General features: G+C 41.2%; 12 protein-coding genes. 7 read left to right on the forward strand and 5 right to left on the reverse strand.

Annotation, left to right across the window (positions count from 1 at the left end):
- Positions 1–3: 3 nt before the first annotated feature.
- From H8S90_RS04045 to H8S90_RS25910, 5 genes are all read right to left on the reverse strand, one after another.
- Positions 4–1,980: an alpha-L-arabinofuranosidase C-terminal domain-containing protein gene (locus H8S90_RS04045; protein WP_187341311.1), complete on the reverse strand. Its 1,977-nt coding sequence runs from the start codon at positions 1,978–1,980 to the stop codon at positions 4–6.
- Positions 1,981–2,021: 41 nt separating this feature from the next.
- The gene (locus H8S90_RS04050; protein ID WP_187341312.1) at positions 2,022–3,563 is read right to left on the reverse strand and encodes an alpha-N-arabinofuranosidase; all 1,542 of its coding nucleotides are present in this window, start codon (positions 3,561–3,563) and stop codon (positions 2,022–2,024) included.
- Positions 3,564–3,664: 101 nt separating this feature from the next.
- On the reverse strand, positions 3,665–5,230 hold the full coding sequence (locus H8S90_RS04055; protein WP_187341313.1) for a RagB/SusD family nutrient uptake outer membrane protein: 1,566 nt from the start codon (positions 5,228–5,230) through the stop codon (positions 3,665–3,667).
- A gap of 33 nt (positions 5,231–5,263) precedes the next feature.
- Entirely contained in the window at positions 5,264–7,252 is a 1,989-nt protein-coding gene (locus tag H8S90_RS04060) for a SusC/RagA family TonB-linked outer membrane protein (protein WP_222852233.1), read from the reverse strand.
- Complete coding sequence (locus H8S90_RS25910) at positions 7,236–8,282, reverse strand: TonB-dependent receptor plug domain-containing protein (protein ID WP_222852234.1); 1,047 nt, start codon at positions 8,280–8,282, stop codon at positions 7,236–7,238. The genes H8S90_RS04060 and H8S90_RS25910 overlap by 17 nt, the downstream gene beginning before the upstream one ends.
- 378 nt (positions 8,283–8,660) lie before the next feature.
- Between H8S90_RS25910 and H8S90_RS04065 the strand changes: the two genes are divergently transcribed.
- The 7 genes from H8S90_RS04065 to argG all read left to right on the forward strand — a co-directional run bounded on the left by H8S90_RS04065 (position 8,661) and on the right by argG (position 17,637).
- Complete coding sequence (locus H8S90_RS04065; RefSeq protein WP_187341314.1) at positions 8,661–9,353, forward strand: NUDIX hydrolase; 693 nt, start codon at positions 8,661–8,663, stop codon at positions 9,351–9,353.
- Between the two features lie 150 nt (positions 9,354–9,503).
- Entirely contained in the window at positions 9,504–11,213 is a 1,710-nt protein-coding gene (locus H8S90_RS04070; protein ID WP_187341315.1) for a ribulokinase, read from the forward strand.
- A gap of 12 nt (positions 11,214–11,225) precedes the next feature.
- A complete protein-coding gene (locus tag H8S90_RS04075; protein ID WP_187341316.1) occupies positions 11,226–11,924 on the forward strand; it encodes an L-ribulose-5-phosphate 4-epimerase in 699 nt (232 codons plus the stop codon).
- A gap of 80 nt (positions 11,925–12,004) precedes the next feature.
- The gene (gene araA / locus H8S90_RS04080; RefSeq protein ID WP_187341317.1) at positions 12,005–13,504 is read left to right on the forward strand and encodes an L-arabinose isomerase; all 1,500 of its coding nucleotides are present in this window, start codon (positions 12,005–12,007) and stop codon (positions 13,502–13,504) included.
- 69 nt (positions 13,505–13,573) lie between these two features.
- Positions 13,574–15,271, forward strand: a complete 1,698-nt coding sequence (locus tag H8S90_RS04085) for a sodium/solute symporter (RefSeq protein ID WP_187341318.1) — start codon at positions 13,574–13,576, stop codon at positions 15,269–15,271.
- A 424-nt stretch (positions 15,272–15,695) separates the two neighbouring features.
- Positions 15,696–16,391 carry a GNAT family N-acetyltransferase gene (locus H8S90_RS04090; RefSeq protein WP_187341319.1) on the forward strand — a complete coding sequence of 232 codons (696 nt, stop codon included), beginning with the start codon at positions 15,696–15,698 and terminating at the stop codon, positions 16,389–16,391.
- 58 nt (positions 16,392–16,449) lie between these two features.
- Positions 16,450–17,637: an argininosuccinate synthase gene (gene argG / locus H8S90_RS04095; RefSeq protein WP_187341320.1), complete on the forward strand. Its 1,188-nt coding sequence runs from the start codon at positions 16,450–16,452 to the stop codon at positions 17,635–17,637.
- The last annotated feature ends 51 nt before the right edge of the window (positions 17,638–17,688 follow it).

Below are 17,688 nucleotides of genomic sequence, written 5' to 3' on the forward strand. Positions count from 1 at the left end.
CCCCTAATTGATAGCCACTTTGTAGATATAGAAAGCATAGGGGTCGATGTTGGCAAACAATTTTTTCCCTTTAATCGCAATACTCGATTCTTTAGGGGCTACCTTATCGGGTTGATCAATAGTATTGACATCATCCAACAGGTCTGCTTTTAAAAGTATTTGATCCACCTGTTTGGCCAGTTTACCCTTCAACTTTATATTAAGTTCGGCATTCATAGCCTGATCACTATGATTAACAACTTTTATGATCAGCTGTTTTGCCGACTGGTCGACTACAGCCGAGGCGTATATGCCGTTTTGGCCCGTTGGAATTTCGCCATCCACCTTTATCGGCACCACATCTGTACCTTTATTTGTCGCATATAATTTTTGAACATGATAGTTTGGTGTTCCATACGCTTTTAGATTATCCACCCAAATCAGGTCGGGTGTCCATTGCCATCCATCCACATGTGCGAAAAGGGGCGCATATGAGGCCATACTGACCACATCCGCATTGCGCTCCAAACCGGTGAGAAAAGCAGCTTCTGCAATGGCTGCCCGCCAACTATTCTTGTTACCTTCTCCAGCCGTTCTATCGGTATGCGCGGCGTATTCTCCAGCAAATATTTTTGGCCCTTGGCGATCGTAGTCATCATATCGGGCAGCGTTTTCAAGGAACCATTCCGGGCTCTGGTAGTAATGTTCGTCAATGATATCTATGCCCATTTTACGAAGAGCTGTATCCAAGTATTCAAAGCGTTCACCATCAGGCCCGGTTCCAGAGCTTGCTACAATGTTGATTTCCGGGTATCGATCGTTCAGGGTTTTCTTGAAGGCCTCCAAACGTTCGACATATTGCGGTCCCCAATTTTCGTTTCCGATACCAATCATTTTGAGCTCGAAAGGTTCGGGATGCCCCATTTCCGCCCGCAATTTACCCCATTTTGTTTGTACATCTCCATTGGCAAATTCAATGAGATCTAAGGCATCTTGCACATATTCGTCCAGATCGTCTAAAGGAACGAGTTCTGCTGTGTTGAACTGACAAGCCATTCCACAGTTAAGGATGGGCAAGGGTTCCGCGCCAATATCTTCCGACAGTTGGAAGTATTCAAAGAATCCCAAACCAAAGGTTTGGTAGTAATCTGGGGTTAAACGATGTTGAAACTCGGTATTCCATCGGTTGATAATGAGCTGGCGATCTTCGATCGGGCCTACCGTTTTTTTCCATTGATACCTAGTAGAAAGCTCATGACCTTCAACAATACATCCGCCTGGAAAGCGGATAAAACCCGGTTTCATATCGGCCAAGAGCTGTACCATATCGGCACGAAGTCCGCCAGATCTTTTTTTCCACGTATCTTCCGGAAAAAGGGAGATCATATCGAGATCAAGCTGGCCTTCGCCATCAAACCACACGTTAAGCTTCGCTTTCGGTTCAGTTTCCGTCGCCTGAAAACTAATCTGCTGTTTATGCCATTGACCATCGGCTTGTTCCGGTTCCATTTGTCCTTCTCCGATAACCTGACCTAGGCTATCAATCAGCTGTACATGAAGCCGTATGCCTTGTTGCTCCTGCCTGTAAAGTACACTGAAGTCGTAGCGGAGGTTTTGCTTAATCCCCATCCCTCTGAATCCTTCGTTACGGAGACCTAGGTTTTCTTTTCCTTCTTCATGTTTTTTTATTCGGAGAAAACGGGGGTTCTGCTCATTCCCTGGCCGGTTAAGTACCAGTAGGGACCCTTCGGGAATATCTTTGCCGAGTTTCTCCCATCCCATAAGAGGCTGCGCAAATTCAAATGATCTATTTTTAATCAGCTCAGCATAAATACCACCATCTGCTCCAAGATTAATATCTTCAAAAAAAACACCCCACATGTTCGGGGAAACTTTTGCCATGGGTTGATCGACATCAACCGTGAATGTTTTTTTTGTTTGTGCCTCTAGGTTTAACAACCATGTAACTAAACCTACAGCTATTATACACTTGCGTATCATACGTTCTAAACTTTGTGAAAGAATTATTAGGTGTCCATCTACTAGTTCAACTCCAAAACCACTACTGAAAAGGGAGGTAGTTTTAAGCTGATGTTATCTCGCTGCAACTTTGTTCCATTGAATGCTACAGGCTGAATATGATTGGGATTATCAAAGGAGTTAAAATCTCTTAATTCATCTGATGTTAGTAGACGACCCTGCACATTTTCATATTTCTTATCGCCTATATTTATCGCTACTTCCTGGTCATTTTTAGGATCTATGTTGACAAGAGAAATATGCGTTTTTCCATTTTGCGCAACAGATGCCGAAGCAGAGACTGCCGGTATCGTTTCGCCATTGAACGTAAAGTCATTGCTCTTCAACTGCAATGGAATACGTATTGCTTCCTGATGTACCTTGTACATCTCCATCACATGATAAGTAGGGGTAACAAGCATTTTATCGCCCTCAGTGAGAATCACAGCTTGCAGTACATTTACGGTCTGCGCCAGATTGGCCATCTTCACGCGTTCCGCATGATTATTGAAAATATTCAATGTCATCCCTGCAATCATCGCATCACGCATGGTATTTTGCTGATAGAGAAAACCTGGGTTTGTGCCCGGTTCAACTTCATACCAACCGCCCCATTCATCCACCACCAAGTCTATTTTTTTCTCTGGATCATGTTTGTCCATAATTGCGGCGTGTTTCTCCACTAATTCATTCATAAACCAAGCAGATTTCATCGTTTTGAAATACTGCTCATCGGTATACATAGTAGAAGGCCCTTTCTTTTCCCAGTTAATAACGGCATAGTGATGCAAAGCAACTCCTTTCATCAGATTCGCTGGAATTTTCTTCATCAGGGTTTCCGTCCAATTATAATCGGCGCTGTTCGCCCCAGATGCAATGCGATAAATTCCCACACCATTATCCGCCATAAAGGTGGCATATTTACGATAAATATCTGCATAATAATCTGGTGTCATATTGCCGCCACAACCCCATGCTTCATTTCCTACTCCCCAAAACTTCACTTTCCACGGGTCTTCTCTTCCGTTCTCACGACGAAGATCAGACATCGGGCTTTTACCCTCAAAATTAACATATTGTACCCAGTCTGCAAGTTCCTGTACTTCTCCACTGCCCACATTACCTGCCAAATAAGGTTCAGTTTCCAACAACTCGCACATATTTAGAAAGTCATGTGTCCCAAAGCTATTATTTTCCGTAACTCCACCCCACCAAGTGTTGACGATGCTTGGTCTGTTACCTTTTGGACCTATACCGTCTTTCCAGTGGTAGGTGTCGGCAAAACAACCTCCTGGCCATCGAAGATTAGGTATATTCAATTTTTTGAGTGCTTCGATAACGTCATTCCGCACACCACCAGTATGTGGTACAGTAGTATTATCTTCTCCTACATAAAACCCATCATAAATACATCTGCCGAGGTGTTCTGCGAAATGGCCATATATATGTTTATTAATTTTAACTTGGCCTGTGTCGGCCATCAATTTGATTTCGTTTTGTGCTTTTACACAATAATAAGTCCCTATTAATAATAGAAAAGCTGCAATAATTGATCTGGTTTTCATTAAAATAATCGTTGGTGTTTATTCGTAAATTGGTTACAATTCAAGGCTAAAGATATCAAAATAATTAATAAATGTATAAACAACATTTAAAAATCCGTTGACTAATTCGCGGGGTTAGGCAATAGATTCCGGTTCACGTCCAGTTCTGTTTGTGGTATGGGCAAGTATTCTTTGCCTGGTGTCCAAGAATCAAATTCATTATCTCTTTCCCGTAATAAAGCTAACTTCTCCGGATTATACAACCATCCCCATCGGACAATATCATGTATACGTACACCTTCAACGGCTAATTCAAGATAACGTTCATCTGCAAGCTGATCACGCATCTCCGCTTGTGTTAGATTAGGTCTGGTAGTAGCTAAATCGGGTAAATCGGCCCTATCTCGCACCTCTTGTATACAACGATAAACTTCGGGTGTTGGCCCTGCCAGCTCATTCAAGGCTTCGGCATACATCAATAAAACATCCGCATATCTTAATATACGATAATTAATGCCCGAATTTTCAATCCCATTATTTTCGTTAGTGTATCCTGGGATACCGTCATGCGTATATTTTCTGGGGTAGATGTTGTCCCTTGGGTTACGCCACGGCTGTCCATAGGCCGTTTCAGATATTCCCTCCTCATAAGAAGCAATCGTTTCTAAAAGCCTCGGATCCAAGGCGTCGTCTATAGTGGTTTCTTCTTTAAATTTATTGTACAAGCCCCTGGAAGGTAAAAAATCCGAATAGCCAAACCCTTCCATTGCATAGGTATGTCCGATCGAAGAGACCTGTTTCCAATTCGCATTGGGTTCGCCACCGTAGTTCATTTCCGCACCACCCACTTGTTCGGGATCGGCGAACTGTACTTCAAATAAAGATTCTACATTATTTTCATTAGTGGGTTTGAAGTTATCCCGATAGTTATCTACCAAGCTATAGACATTCAATTCCGGGCCATTCACCAATAGGCTAAATTCATCTGCCGCCGCCTGCCATTGCTGTCTATATAGGAGTGCCCGGCCCAACATACCGACGGCTGCACCTTTCGTTGCACGTCCTACCTGTCCGGCATCAGGACCACTAACCTGCGAATAATTCACCGGCAACAGTTCTTTAGCCTGCCGAAAATCCGCAAATATTTGTTCCCATAACGCTTCTTCTGTTGCTGTACCGGGATAATAATCTTCTTCACTTTCCGGCGAGGTTATTATTACTGGTACTATTTTAAAATTATTAGCCAATGTAAAATAAGCTAAGCCTCTCAAAAAATACGCTTGACCTAGCAAACGACTTTTATGCGCCTCATCCATTTCGATAGCCGGCACATGGTCCAACACTTGATTTGCTCGCCAAATTAATTGATGCCACGCAGACCATAACCATTGCACAGGGCCTGAAGTAGAAGGAACAGTAAAATTTGCCACTTGAACCAGATCCGGCCAAGGACTGTCTCCCCGAAAATCGTCTCCACGACCATCGGTAAGTGCTGGGGTCATACGCATAAAGGTCCCATCAATGATCAGGCTGTTATAAATGCTAATGACACCTGCCGCCGCATCTGCTTCGGTCTGCCAGTAATTTTCATTTGTAGGTGTATTAGGATTTTCGAGATCTAATTTTCTTTCGCATCCAAGTACACAAAATAATCCCATTAACAACATATAATATTTTCTAGTATCCATGATTATAAATTATTATTTAAAACATCGAATAAATTAAAAACCTACCTGAACACCTAGCATAAGTGTCCTTGGCTTAGGGAATGAGCCGAAATCAAAACCTGGATTAAATACCCCGGAAGTAAAGTCAGGATTGAAGCTTTTATAAGACTGGAAAGTATATAAGTTCTGTGCAGTGATGTATAGTCTAGCCCTACTGATTCCTTTAATAAAAGCCTCTTTAAAAGTATAGCCAAGCGCTAAGGTATTGATTCTCAAAAAAGAACCATCTTGCAACCATCCTTCCCTATCCGAATCGCGCGAATTGATATTAGGATCGTTCGCGATTAAACGTGGAATATTCGTATTGGTATTTTCAGGTGTCCATCTATTCAGGATATCTTCATGGCGATTGATATAATCGGTACTCAGCATCAGGTCCCGGTACATCCTGCTATTAATCAGAAACCCTGAACTTCCAGAAGTGAAAACGGTGAAATCAAACTGTTTATAGCTGGCGCTAAAATTTAAACCATAGTTTAAACTCGGAATAGCACTTCCAAGATAAGTCCGGTCATCCGCATTAATCACACCATCCCCATTTAGGTCCTTAAAACGAATGTCTCCCGGAGCTGTACCGGAGCTCTGAAAAGCATGTTGATCAACCTCTTCTTGTGATTGGAAGATACCATCATATGCCCAGCCAAAATGCTGTCCGATTTCTCCACCCACCTCAGTTCTAGATCCAGTACCATAGATAGGTTCGTTGCTTCCTCCTAAGGACAATACCTTGTTTTTCACGGTGGTGATATTTGCTGAGACATCAAATGTAAATTCCCCTTGACTTTTGTGATAGGTAGTGGTCACTTCCAACCCGCTATTTCTCAAACTACCTGCATTAACCAGTGGACTAGTATTTATAGATCCGGTGGAAGCAGGTATAGGAACGCCTACCAATAAATCTGTTGTTTTGCTATTATAATATTCCGCAGATAAATCAAATTTTCCATTTAGAAGTGAAACGTCTATACCAATATTGGTTGTAGCCTTCGTCTCCCATTTTATATCACTAGACACTAAATTTGTCTGTATTCCACCAATTATAGGCTGTCCATTGAAACTATATAATATATTGTTATTGATATAAGCTGCGTATAAGTAGTCATCTATATTTTGATTACCCAAGGTTCCATAACTTGCCCGAAGCTTTACATCGGAGAATACATGCTCCGGTAATTTCAAAAAATCTTCATTACTTAATCGCCAAGCCAGTGCTACGGAAGGGAAATAACCATATCTGTTCTGTGGAGCAAACCTAGAGGAACCATCTCTTCTTAAGGTTGCTGTCAATAAATACCTATCATCATACCCATAATTCAGCCTACCTAAATACGAGGACAAGGCATTTCTAAATTCATTACCGGAAGCGGTTTTATTAGACCCGTTATCCAATACCGGGAAATACGGTTGAGGAAAACTCTCCGAATGGCCATTCCTTTCTACAATCCCACCCTCCTGATACATTTGACCTACCAGTAGATTGACGTCATGTTTGCCAAACACCTTTTTATAAGTTAATGTATTTTCAACCAATCCAGTGCTTAGAATTCTTCCGCCATCATCTAATCTGGAAATCGCCTGCTGGAAAAAATACCCCAACCTAAATGCAGGTTGAAAAGAATAATCGCGTGTAGTTGTACGATCCCAACTTAAATTTAGCTTATACGACAGATTGTGTCCATTTCTATTAATTAACTCCAGCTCACCATAAGCATTCGCAAATATGCGATCGACGTCAATATAGTTTTTCATCATACTGTTCACACCAATCGCGTTCAGGGAAATCACATTATGGATTTCGGCTTCCGTCCCGCCAAAACCACCTTCATTGCTGGGATCATATATCTGCTGGGTAGGTACCGCTTCTACTAAATCAATCACCAAAGGAGGACGGTTCCCTGTCAATACATCTGGTCGGTAGGTCAGTGTATTTTCTTTAGAATGTGTATAGTAAAATGATTGCCCGACTTTAAAAATTGGGACCATTTCCAACAAAAGTTCCGTTATTCCCAAAATAATCAAAAGACATATTATAGGTTGTATTGTTTCCGCCGCCCGAAAAGTTAAGGTTATGATTTTGACGGTTACCTGTTTTTATTCCTTCTTTTTGCCAATCAGTATCTACGTTGTCGATGAATGAAGAGGAGTTTGGGTCATTTCCGGGTATGAGTGACTGGCCGGCATTAGATCGCACCTCATTCACTATCATTTGATACCGCTCCCGATCCAATACCGGGATGCGTTGCCAAACCTTATCTATACCATAATAGCCATTGTATTCAATACGTAAAGGCGTATTGAGTTGACCTTGTTTTGTTGTAATAATAATAACACCATTAGCCGCTCGTGATCCGTAAATCGCACCTGCCGACGCATCTTTTAGCACCTGCATAGATTCAATATCATTAGGATTGAAATCACGAGGACTTGTTCCCACAGGTACGCCGTCTATGACATAAAGCGGTTGCGCATCACCAAATGTACTTAAGCCTCTAATGCGTACATTCGGAGCAGCTCCAGGATGCCCATCGCTTGTTACAGACACACCCGCAGATCGCCCTTGCAGCAATTGAGACATATCATTCGTAGAGAATTTCTTACTTTCTCCAACATCTACTACCGATACAGAACCCGTGATATCTGACTTTCGCTGTGCGCCATAACCGACCACCACCACCTCTTCCAAGGCCCTATTATCCGCCTTTAATACAACATCGAAAGAGGTACGGCCATCCAGCGGAATTTCTGTTGTCTCATATCCTATAGAGGTAAACACCAATATAGCATTTAAATCAGTTAAATTTAATAAAAACACTCCCTTTTCATCCGTGCTCGTTCCCAATGTCGTTCCTTTTACCTGAACGTTTACGCCAGATATGGATTCCCCCAGCTCATCTTTAATTATTCCTTTTATATCAATGCTTTTCTCCTGGGCCTGAATAAGATGCATACTAAGAAAAAAGAGGAAACACGCACTCCATATTCGTCTAAACAGAAAATATCTTTTGTTTTGCATAATTGGTTATTATTGGTTAATAGCTTAAATTGGTTAGGCTAAGATACAAGCTTTTTATTAAATGTCAATAAAACATTTAATAAAAAGCGTCAAAAATACGCTTATTTATCACTTAATCGTTTAAACGATCTGCATTTCTTTGTTACATTCTTTATTTTTTAATGATTATGAACCGTTTTCCGCTGAAGCATTTGGACAGGTTTTTGACGATAATTATTGCATATTATCTTAATTATGCCAATAATAGGTGCAGTTTTAGAACTAAAAGGCATTTTTTTAAAAAATTGCTTATATATTGGCTTGATTTTATTTTATAATTGTCTATACTTTAGAAAAGTATTTTAATTGCAAAATTTATTAAGACATTACCACTAAATTATGACAAAATATTCAAAACAGACCCGAATTCTAGCAGCGGTAGATTGTATCATATTTGGCTTTGATGGAGAAAGTCTGAAACTATTACTTATACAAAGAGGGTTTGAACCTGAAAAAGACAAATGGAGTTTAATGGGTGGATTTGTACAACCAAACGAACGCCCAGAAGATTCAGCGGCCCGAGTTCTAAAGCAATTGACGGGATTGGAAAATGTATACATGGAGCAAATGGAAGTTTTTGGTGAACCAAACCGCGATCCAATCGAAAGAACCTTAAGCATCACCTATTTTGCGTTGATTGATATACGCAAGTACAAAGATCAATTGAGCAAAGAGTACCGTGCAGAGTGGGTACCACTTAAAGAGATTCCAAAACTAATTTTTGACCATAATAATATGGTGGAACATGCAAAGAAAAAGTTAAGGTACAAGGCTGCGCTACACCCTATATTATTTGAGCTTTTACCTGAAAAATTTACCATTCCGCAAATATTAATCTTATATGAAGGAGTATACGATATCATCCTGGATAAGAGAAATTTCAGCAGAAAATTACTTTCAACTGGACTGTTAATTAGGCAAAAGGATAAAGACAAGGAAAATTCGAAGAAAGGCGCATTCTATTACAAGTTGAACAAGGAAACGTATAAAGACAAGATTGGCTCTTTCCTGAACTTCATCCCCAGACCATAGAAAAAATTTATAACGATATTTTTTCAATAATATTTTTTTATCTAAAAAATTAAATGTTACTTTGACACTAATAATATAGACTGACCATTTATAAGCCATTAATAAAAAAGCAGGCTGTTGTCAAAATTATGTATAATCAAAAGTGTCACAATGAAGCATTCATATGTTATAGGAGTAGATTACGGAACTGATTCAGTGCGCTCAGTGCTAGTAGATACCAGTAACGGTAAGGAGTTATCGTCCGCTATTCACCGTTATTCGCGATGGAAGAAAGGCTTATATTGCAACCCATCCGAAAATCGGTTTAGGCAACATCCATTGGATTATATTGAAGGGCTGGAACAAACCATTAAGGAATGTTTACTTGCTCTACCAGCAGCCCAACGTGCTTCAGTAAAAGCCATATCTGTTGATACGACTGGATCTACGCCCGTAGCAGTGGATAAAAAAGGTACACCGCTAGCTATGCTATCCGATTTTCGGGAGAATCCCAACGCCATGTTTATATTGTGGAAAGACCATACAGCAGTGTTAGAGGCGGCAACAATTAATCAACATGCCACTAAATTTGACATCAACTATCTGCAATACGTGGGTGGCGTTTACTCATCTGAATGGTTTTGGGCAAAACTTCTTCATATTCTACGATCAGATGAAAAGGTGCGTTCGGCGATATATACCTGGGTGGAGCACTGTGATTGGATACCTTTTCTTTTAACGGGAGGAAATGATGCCGGCCATATCAAACGGGGTGTGTGTTCTGCCGGACATAAGTCTTTATGGTCTGAAGCTTTTGAAGGCTATCCTCCAAACGATTTCTTTAGCAGCTTAGATCCTTTATTAGAAGGGTTTACTGATACGCTTTCCCGGGAAACCTACACCGCAGACAAATCTGCGGGGCACCTTTCTACAGAATGGGCCGACCGGTTCGGACTATCAACAGACGTAATCGTGGGAATAGGTGCTTTTGATGCTCATATGGGCGCAGTTGGCGGACAAATCGAACCTTATTATCTCAGCAAGGTAATGGGGACATCAACTTGCGATATGCTGGTTGCGCCTGCAGAAGAAGTTAGTGGTAACCTGGTACGGGGCATATGTGGACAAGTGAATGGTTCAGTCATTCCTGGAATGATCGGGATGGAGGCTGGACAATCTGCATTTGGCGATGCTTATGCGTGGTATAAAAACCTTCTTCTATGGCCCCTCAAACACTTCAACGATCTAGACGATAATACGCGGGCTGTTTTAGATCAAGCCGTTATGGACGAGATAGAAGCTCAGCTCATACCTGCACTCAGCAATAAGGCAGCACAAATCCCACCAGATGAAAAACAGGAATTTGCAATCGACTGGTTAAACGGTAGGCGTACACCAGACGCCAATCAATCGCTCAAAGGAGCACTCCTTGGATTAGATCTAGGTACTGATGCTGTACAACTATTCCGGGCAATAGCAGAAGCTACTTGTTTTGGCGCAAAAAATATTGTGAACAGATTTAATGAGCAAGGTGTTCAGGTAAAGGGGCTCATCGGTTTGGGAGGTGTAGCCAGAAAGTCCCCATTTATTATGCAAATGATGGCAGATGTGATGAATATGCCTATAAAGATACATCGATCAGAACAAACTTGTGCCATAGGGGCGGCCATGTTCGCCGCTACGGTAGCCGGTGTCTACCCAACAGTTGAGAAGGCTATGCGAGCGATGGGACAAGGATTTGACGTCACTTATCTCCCTGATCAAAAACGAAATGCTATCTATGAAAACCGTTACAAAAGATACTTGCAGACCGGGGCTTTCATTGAAAGCACTATGACGTCGAAAAACAGCTTTATTCCGGAAGCAGCCATAGATTTATAAACTGATTGAAACATGAACAATTATAAAGATCTAAAACAGGAAGCATATGAAAGCAATATGCAGTTACCTAAACTAGGATTGGTACTCTTTACCTTTGGGAATGTAAGTGTTGCCAATCGAACGGCAAAAGTTTTTGCTATTAAACCTAGTGGTGTTCCCTACGAAGATCTTCAGCCAGAAGATATGGTTGTCGTAGATTTCAACGGCAATATTGTTGAAGGAGATTTACGGCCATCATCAGATACAAAAACACATGCCGTTTTATACAAACATTGGAAAGACATTGGGGGTATTGTACACACACATTCCACTTATGCCACCGCATGGGCTCAAAGTCAGCGTGATATACCGATTTATGGCACTACCCACGCTGACCATCTTACCACAGACATCCCCTGCGCTCCCCCTATGGCAGACGAAATGATTGCTGGCAATTATGAATATGAAACCGGTTTTCAGATTCTAAATCATTTTAACGAAAAACGGTTAGACTATAAGGAGGTAGAAATGATTTTAGTGGGTAATCATGCTCCTTTTACCTGGGGAACAACGGGAAAAAAAGCAGTGTACAATAGCGCTGTATTAGAATCCGTAGCGCAGATGGCTTTATTGACAGAACAGATCAATCAGCAAGTTCCTCGATTGAAAAATGCGCTGATAAAAAAACATTACGAAAGAAAACACGGGCCAGATTCGTATTACGGCCAATAAGGAACAGTTATTCTAAAAATGTTGATTAATAAACATAATGCACAAGGCGTAAACGATTACGAAAATTACCATTAATAAACATGCTTACATTAAAAAATTTTGAAGTTTGGTTCATCACCGGCAGTCAGGATCTCTACGGCCCGGAAACGCTTGCCCAAGCAGCAACCCATGCGCAGGAGATTGCACAATATTTAAGTGATCACTCCACAATTCCTGTAAAGGTTGTTTACAAGCCCATTGTAAAGAATTCGGAAGAAATTTTTGACACGATCTCACAGGCCAATACGTCGCGGGAATGTATCGGCCTCATTACTTGGATGCATACATTTTCTCCTGCGAAAATGTGGATAAGGGGGCTAGACGTGTTAAAGAAGCCTCTACTTCATCTTCACACGCAATTTAACCGAGATATTCCCTGGGATGCCATTGATATGGACTTCATGAACCTGAACCAGAGCGCACATGGTGATCGGGAGTTTGGTTTCATTGTTTCCCGTATGCGCATCAATCGAAAAGTGGTTACCGGTTTTTGGCAAGACGAAGAAGTTATAAACAAAATAAATATTTGGACGCGTGCGGCAGCAGCCTGGAACGACTGGCAAGGAGCCAAATTTGTGCGTTTCGGAGATAATATGCGTAATGTCGCTGTTACAGACGGCGATAAAGTAGCAGCGGAAATGAAATTTGGCTTTTCTGTTAATACCTATGCGATCGGTGATCTAGTAGCTGCGATTAATAAGGTGACAGACGATCAGGTCAACAGCTTGGTCACACAGTATGAGCAGTGTTATCTTTTGGCAGAAAATGTACAGAAGGGCGGAGCGCTTCGGCAACATGTAATCGATGCGGCCAGAATTGAACTGGGATTAAAAACATTTTTAGAAAAGGGTGGCTTCAAAGGGTTTACAGATTCGTTTGAAGATTTACATGGTATGGTTCAGCTTCCTGGAATTGCTGTTCAACGGTTAATGGAACAAGGCTATGGCTTTGCAGGTGAAGGTGATTGGAAAACGCCGGCACTGGTTAGGGCCTGTAAAGTAATGGCCTCTGGCCTGAAAGGGGCCAATGCTTTCATGGAAGACTATACCTATCATTTTGATCCGGCAAACATGATGGTTTTAGGTTCGCATATGTTAGAAGTAGACGCTTCTTTAGCTAAAGAAAAACCACGTTTGGAAGTCCATCCACTGGGGATTGGGGGCAAAGCAGACCCCGCGAGATTGGTGTTCAACTCTTCTGGTGGACCAGCATTGAACGCCTCTTTAATTGATATGGGTAACCGATTCAGGCTGATTGTAAATACAGTAGAAGGTATCGATGTAGAGCAACAGCTCCCGAAACTTCCTGTAGCACGTGTATTCTGGAAGCCGCTACCTGATATGAAAACAGCCTGTACAGCATGGATATATGCCGGAGGAGCACATCATACGGTCTATAGCCAAAACCTTACTTCGGAATACCTAGAAGACTTCGCTCGCATAGCCGATATAGAATTCGTAAAAATTGACCACCATACACAGCTCGACCGATTTGAAAACGAATTAAAATGGAGTGAAGTATATTATCAGCTACATCAATAAATCAAGAAGTGTGCTTTAAGAGCATACTTCTTTTCTGCATTTACATAAACAACCCTTTAGCGTTAACCAATGGAAAAATTTGCACCTGTTGACTACATCATATTTTTCATCTACTTTGTCGTTGTTGCCGGATATGGCTACTGGATTTATCAAAAAAAACGCTCAACAGTAGCCGATAGTAAAGACTATTTCCTTGCTGAAGGATCTTTAACTTGGTGGGCAATTGGGGCGTCGCTCATAGCTTCCAACATCTCCGCCGAACAATTTATAGGCATGAGCGGCAACGGCTTTACTGTCGGTATAGCAGTAGCTGCCTATGAATGGGTCGCAGCACTGGCATTAATTATTGTCGCCGTGTGGTTTATTCCTGTTTATTTGAAGAACAAGATATTTACCATGCCACAATTCTTAAATAATCGCTATAACGAAACCACCAGTTTAATCATGGCCGTATTCTGGTTATTCTTATATATTTTTGTAAACCTTACTTCCATTCTTTTTCTAGGCGCACTAGCTATCAACAACCTTGCTGGCGGGGGGAGTTTCCATCTTATCGTAATAGCCTTGGCTATATTTGCCATTGTGATTACCTTAGGTGGGATGCGTGTAATTGGTTTCACTGATGTTATACAAGTACTCGTTTTAATTATTGGAGGTGTAGCTACCACCTATATCGCGCTCACCTTAGTAAGTGAGCACTTTGGGTTAGGGAAGAATGTATTGGCAGGTTTTACCCAACTCATGAAAGATTCTCCGGAACATTTCAAGATGATTATTGATAAACCCACCGAAAATTCTACGCAAGAAGAGATTAATAAATACCTAATGTTACCTGGTTTAGGAATGTATTTAGCAGGTATCTGGATTGTGAATTTGAATTATTGGGGATGTAATCAGTATATCACCCAACGTGCTTTAGGGGCAGACCTAAAGACCGCTCGTACCGGAATTTTATTTGCTGGTTTCCTTAAGTTATTTATGCCCGTCATTGTGATGTTACCTGGTATTGCCGCTTATGTACTGTATAAAAACGGTGCGCTACAAGAAGAGATGGCCCCGGCAGGAAATTTCAATCCAGATAATGCCTATTCGGCCATTTTGGGATTCCTGCCCGACGGAATGAAAGGGCTTTCACTGGCGGCGCTCACCGCTGCCATTGTCGCATCTCTTGCTGGTAAAGCCAATAGCATTGCCACTATATTTACGATGGATATCTACAAGAAATATATGAAAAAAGATGCCTCAGAAGAAAACCTAGTCTCGGTGGGTAAAATAACCGTTATAATAGCTATTGCGGCTTCCATTTTATTTACTTGGGATGACATGTTGGGCATCGGTGGAGAAGGTGGATTTACCTTCATTCAAAAATATACCGGTTTTATCAGTCCAGGCGTATTAGCCATGTTTTTGCTTGGTATGTTCTGGAAGCGAACAACAGGCAGTGCAGCCATCGTTGGGCTTATTCTTGGCTTCGTACTATCCGTATTATTTAATAATTACGCCCCTTCCTGGTTTGGCAGGGAAACGTGGCTTTACACCGCTTACCCTACTGGACGAGGTGGCTTTGAGATACCTTTCCAGATTTGTATGGGTTTATCTTTTTTATTTACTGTTATCGCCATGATCGTTATAAGTTTTGCAGGTCCTAAAGTAAATCCAAAAGCGTTTGCTATAGATTCTAAAATGTTCAAGGTAGAACCTTCTGTATTGATCATGATTGTCATTACTATTTTATTGGTGAGCGCGCTTTATGTCAGGTTTTGGTAAAGGCTCCTCCGATTACCATTTTGTAAAGGCTCTGCTAATATTTATGTAAAAAACATAATTTTATAGAACAAAAATTGCATTAACAAAATTTTATTTTATACATTTGCATCTACTATCCATAAAAATGGGTGTTTTAGATGAATATATTAAACCTTTATATTGCGAATAATGCTAAGCAGGCCCAAGTTGGGTATGCTCAGGTAATGATTTGTGAAAAGGTTCTTACCAGTAAACTGGTACTAAGAGTCCGACGACCCATTATGCCCCGGGCATGATTTCGAGGGCATACCCATTTACCTACAAATACAGTAGCGAGTCCGGTTATTGTACTACATCAACAAAGAATTAACAAACAGATAATTTAAATCAAACGTTAGAGCAAAATGCGTTATTTTGTTTTGTTCTCTTGGGTCATTTTCATTCAATGAATACTTCAAATTTTGTTGTTATTCCTGCCAATGAATCGCATATAGGATATGCTGAGCAGATTTGTAACGAAATGGCAGAGTCTGCCAAAGCGCGAGGGACAGGTATTGCACGTAGAAAACCTGAATATATTGTCAATAAAATGCTTGAGGGTAAAGCCGTCATAGCACTTCATAAGGATGGCACCTGGGCCGGCTTTTGCTACATTGAAACTTGGAGTCACGGGGAATACGTGGCTAACTCGGGGCTCATAGTAAATGCTACCTTCAGAAAAGAAGGGCTAGCGAAAGCTATTAAAAAGCGCATATTCGAATTGTCAAGGGAAAAGTATCCTAAAGCCAAAATATTCGGGCTGACCACCGGTTTTGCCGTTATGAAAATAAATTCTGATCTAGGTTATGAACCCGTTCCCTATTCCGAATTAACACAGGACGAGGAGTTTTGGAAGGGTTGCCAAAGTTGCGTAAATTACGACATTTTGATGAGTAAAGAACGTAAAAACTGTATGTGCACTGCCATGCTGTGGGACCCGGCGGAAAAAGAAAGAGAATTACGCCAAAAAATTGAGCAAAAGGCAAAAGCAAAGGAACGGCTAAAACAAATGCAAAAGAAGCATTCACTATTAAAACGCATAGAATTAAGTTTACGGAGACGCAGTAAAATTATAGGATCTTTACTTCTCGCATTCGACTAACAATCGTCACATTATGCTAGACAGGTGCTACCAGCTGGCTCACCAAAAAATAGACAAAATGAATAAAAAAGTAGTATTAGCATTTAGTGGAGGATTAGACACCTCTTTCTGCACGATTTATCTTGCAAAAGATATGGGACTTGAAGTGCATTCGGTTATCGTTAATACCGGCGGTTTTTCTGATGAGGAGCTGAAACAGATAGAGGTTCGCGCATACGAGTTAGGTGTTGCCTCTCACGCGACGGTAGACGAAACACAAAATTATTATAACGATAGTATTAAGTACCTCATTTTTGGGAATGTATTAAAAAATGCGACCTATCCGCTTTCTGTAAGCGCTGAGAGAGTTTGCCAGGCTACGGCCATAGCCAACTACGTTAAAAAGATAGGAGCCTCATATGTAGCACATGGAAGCACTGGTGCAGGGAATGATCAAGTTAGATTTGACATGATATTTAATATCCTCATCCCAGATGTTGAAATCATCACTCCTATTCGTGATCTAAAGCTGAGCCGTGAATCAGAGATTGATTACTTACACAACCATGGTGTGAGCTATAATGCTGAAAAAGCAAAATACTCAATCAACAAGGGCATTTGGGGAACCTCCGTTGGCGGAAAGGAAACATTAACGTCCCATGAAACGCTTCCTGAGGAAGCATGGCCTACACCTGTTACAACTACTGAGAGCAAACGTATAACCTTAACATTTAAGAACGGCGAACCTGTAGCCATAGATGGGGATCATCTTGGCCCGGTAAAAGTAATTCAGCAACTACAGGCAATCGCTCAACCTTACGGCATCGGTCGAGATATACATATAGGAGACACTATAATAGGGATAAAAGGACGTGTGGGATTTGAGGCGGCAGCACCAGTAATCATTATCAAGGCACACCATACGTTAGAAAAACATACCTTAACAAAGTGGCAACTGAGCTGGAAAGATCAACTAGCTTCTTTTTACGGTAATTGGATGCATGAGGGACAGTTTCATGACCCTGTGATGCGTGACATTGAAGCCTTTTTGCAACAGTCGCAGGAAACCGTTAGCGGTGACGTGCAGCTAGAACTTCATCCGTACCGGTTTAATATTATAGGCATCACCTCTGCCCATGACCTGATGTCTAACAAATTTGGTAGCTATGGTGAGATGAATAATGCTTGGACAGGAGAGGATGTAAAAGGTTTTTCGAAAATTTTTGGTAACCAAGTGATGATCTGGCATAAAGTCAATCAGAAATAAAATCAACACACTTATGTTGTTAGCCACTGCATCAGTCGCTTAACAGGTGAA

Origin of the sequence: Olivibacter sp. SDN3 (assembly GCF_014334135.1) — a bacterium.
Lineage (GTDB): Bacteria > Bacteroidota > Bacteroidia > Sphingobacteriales > Sphingobacteriaceae > Olivibacter.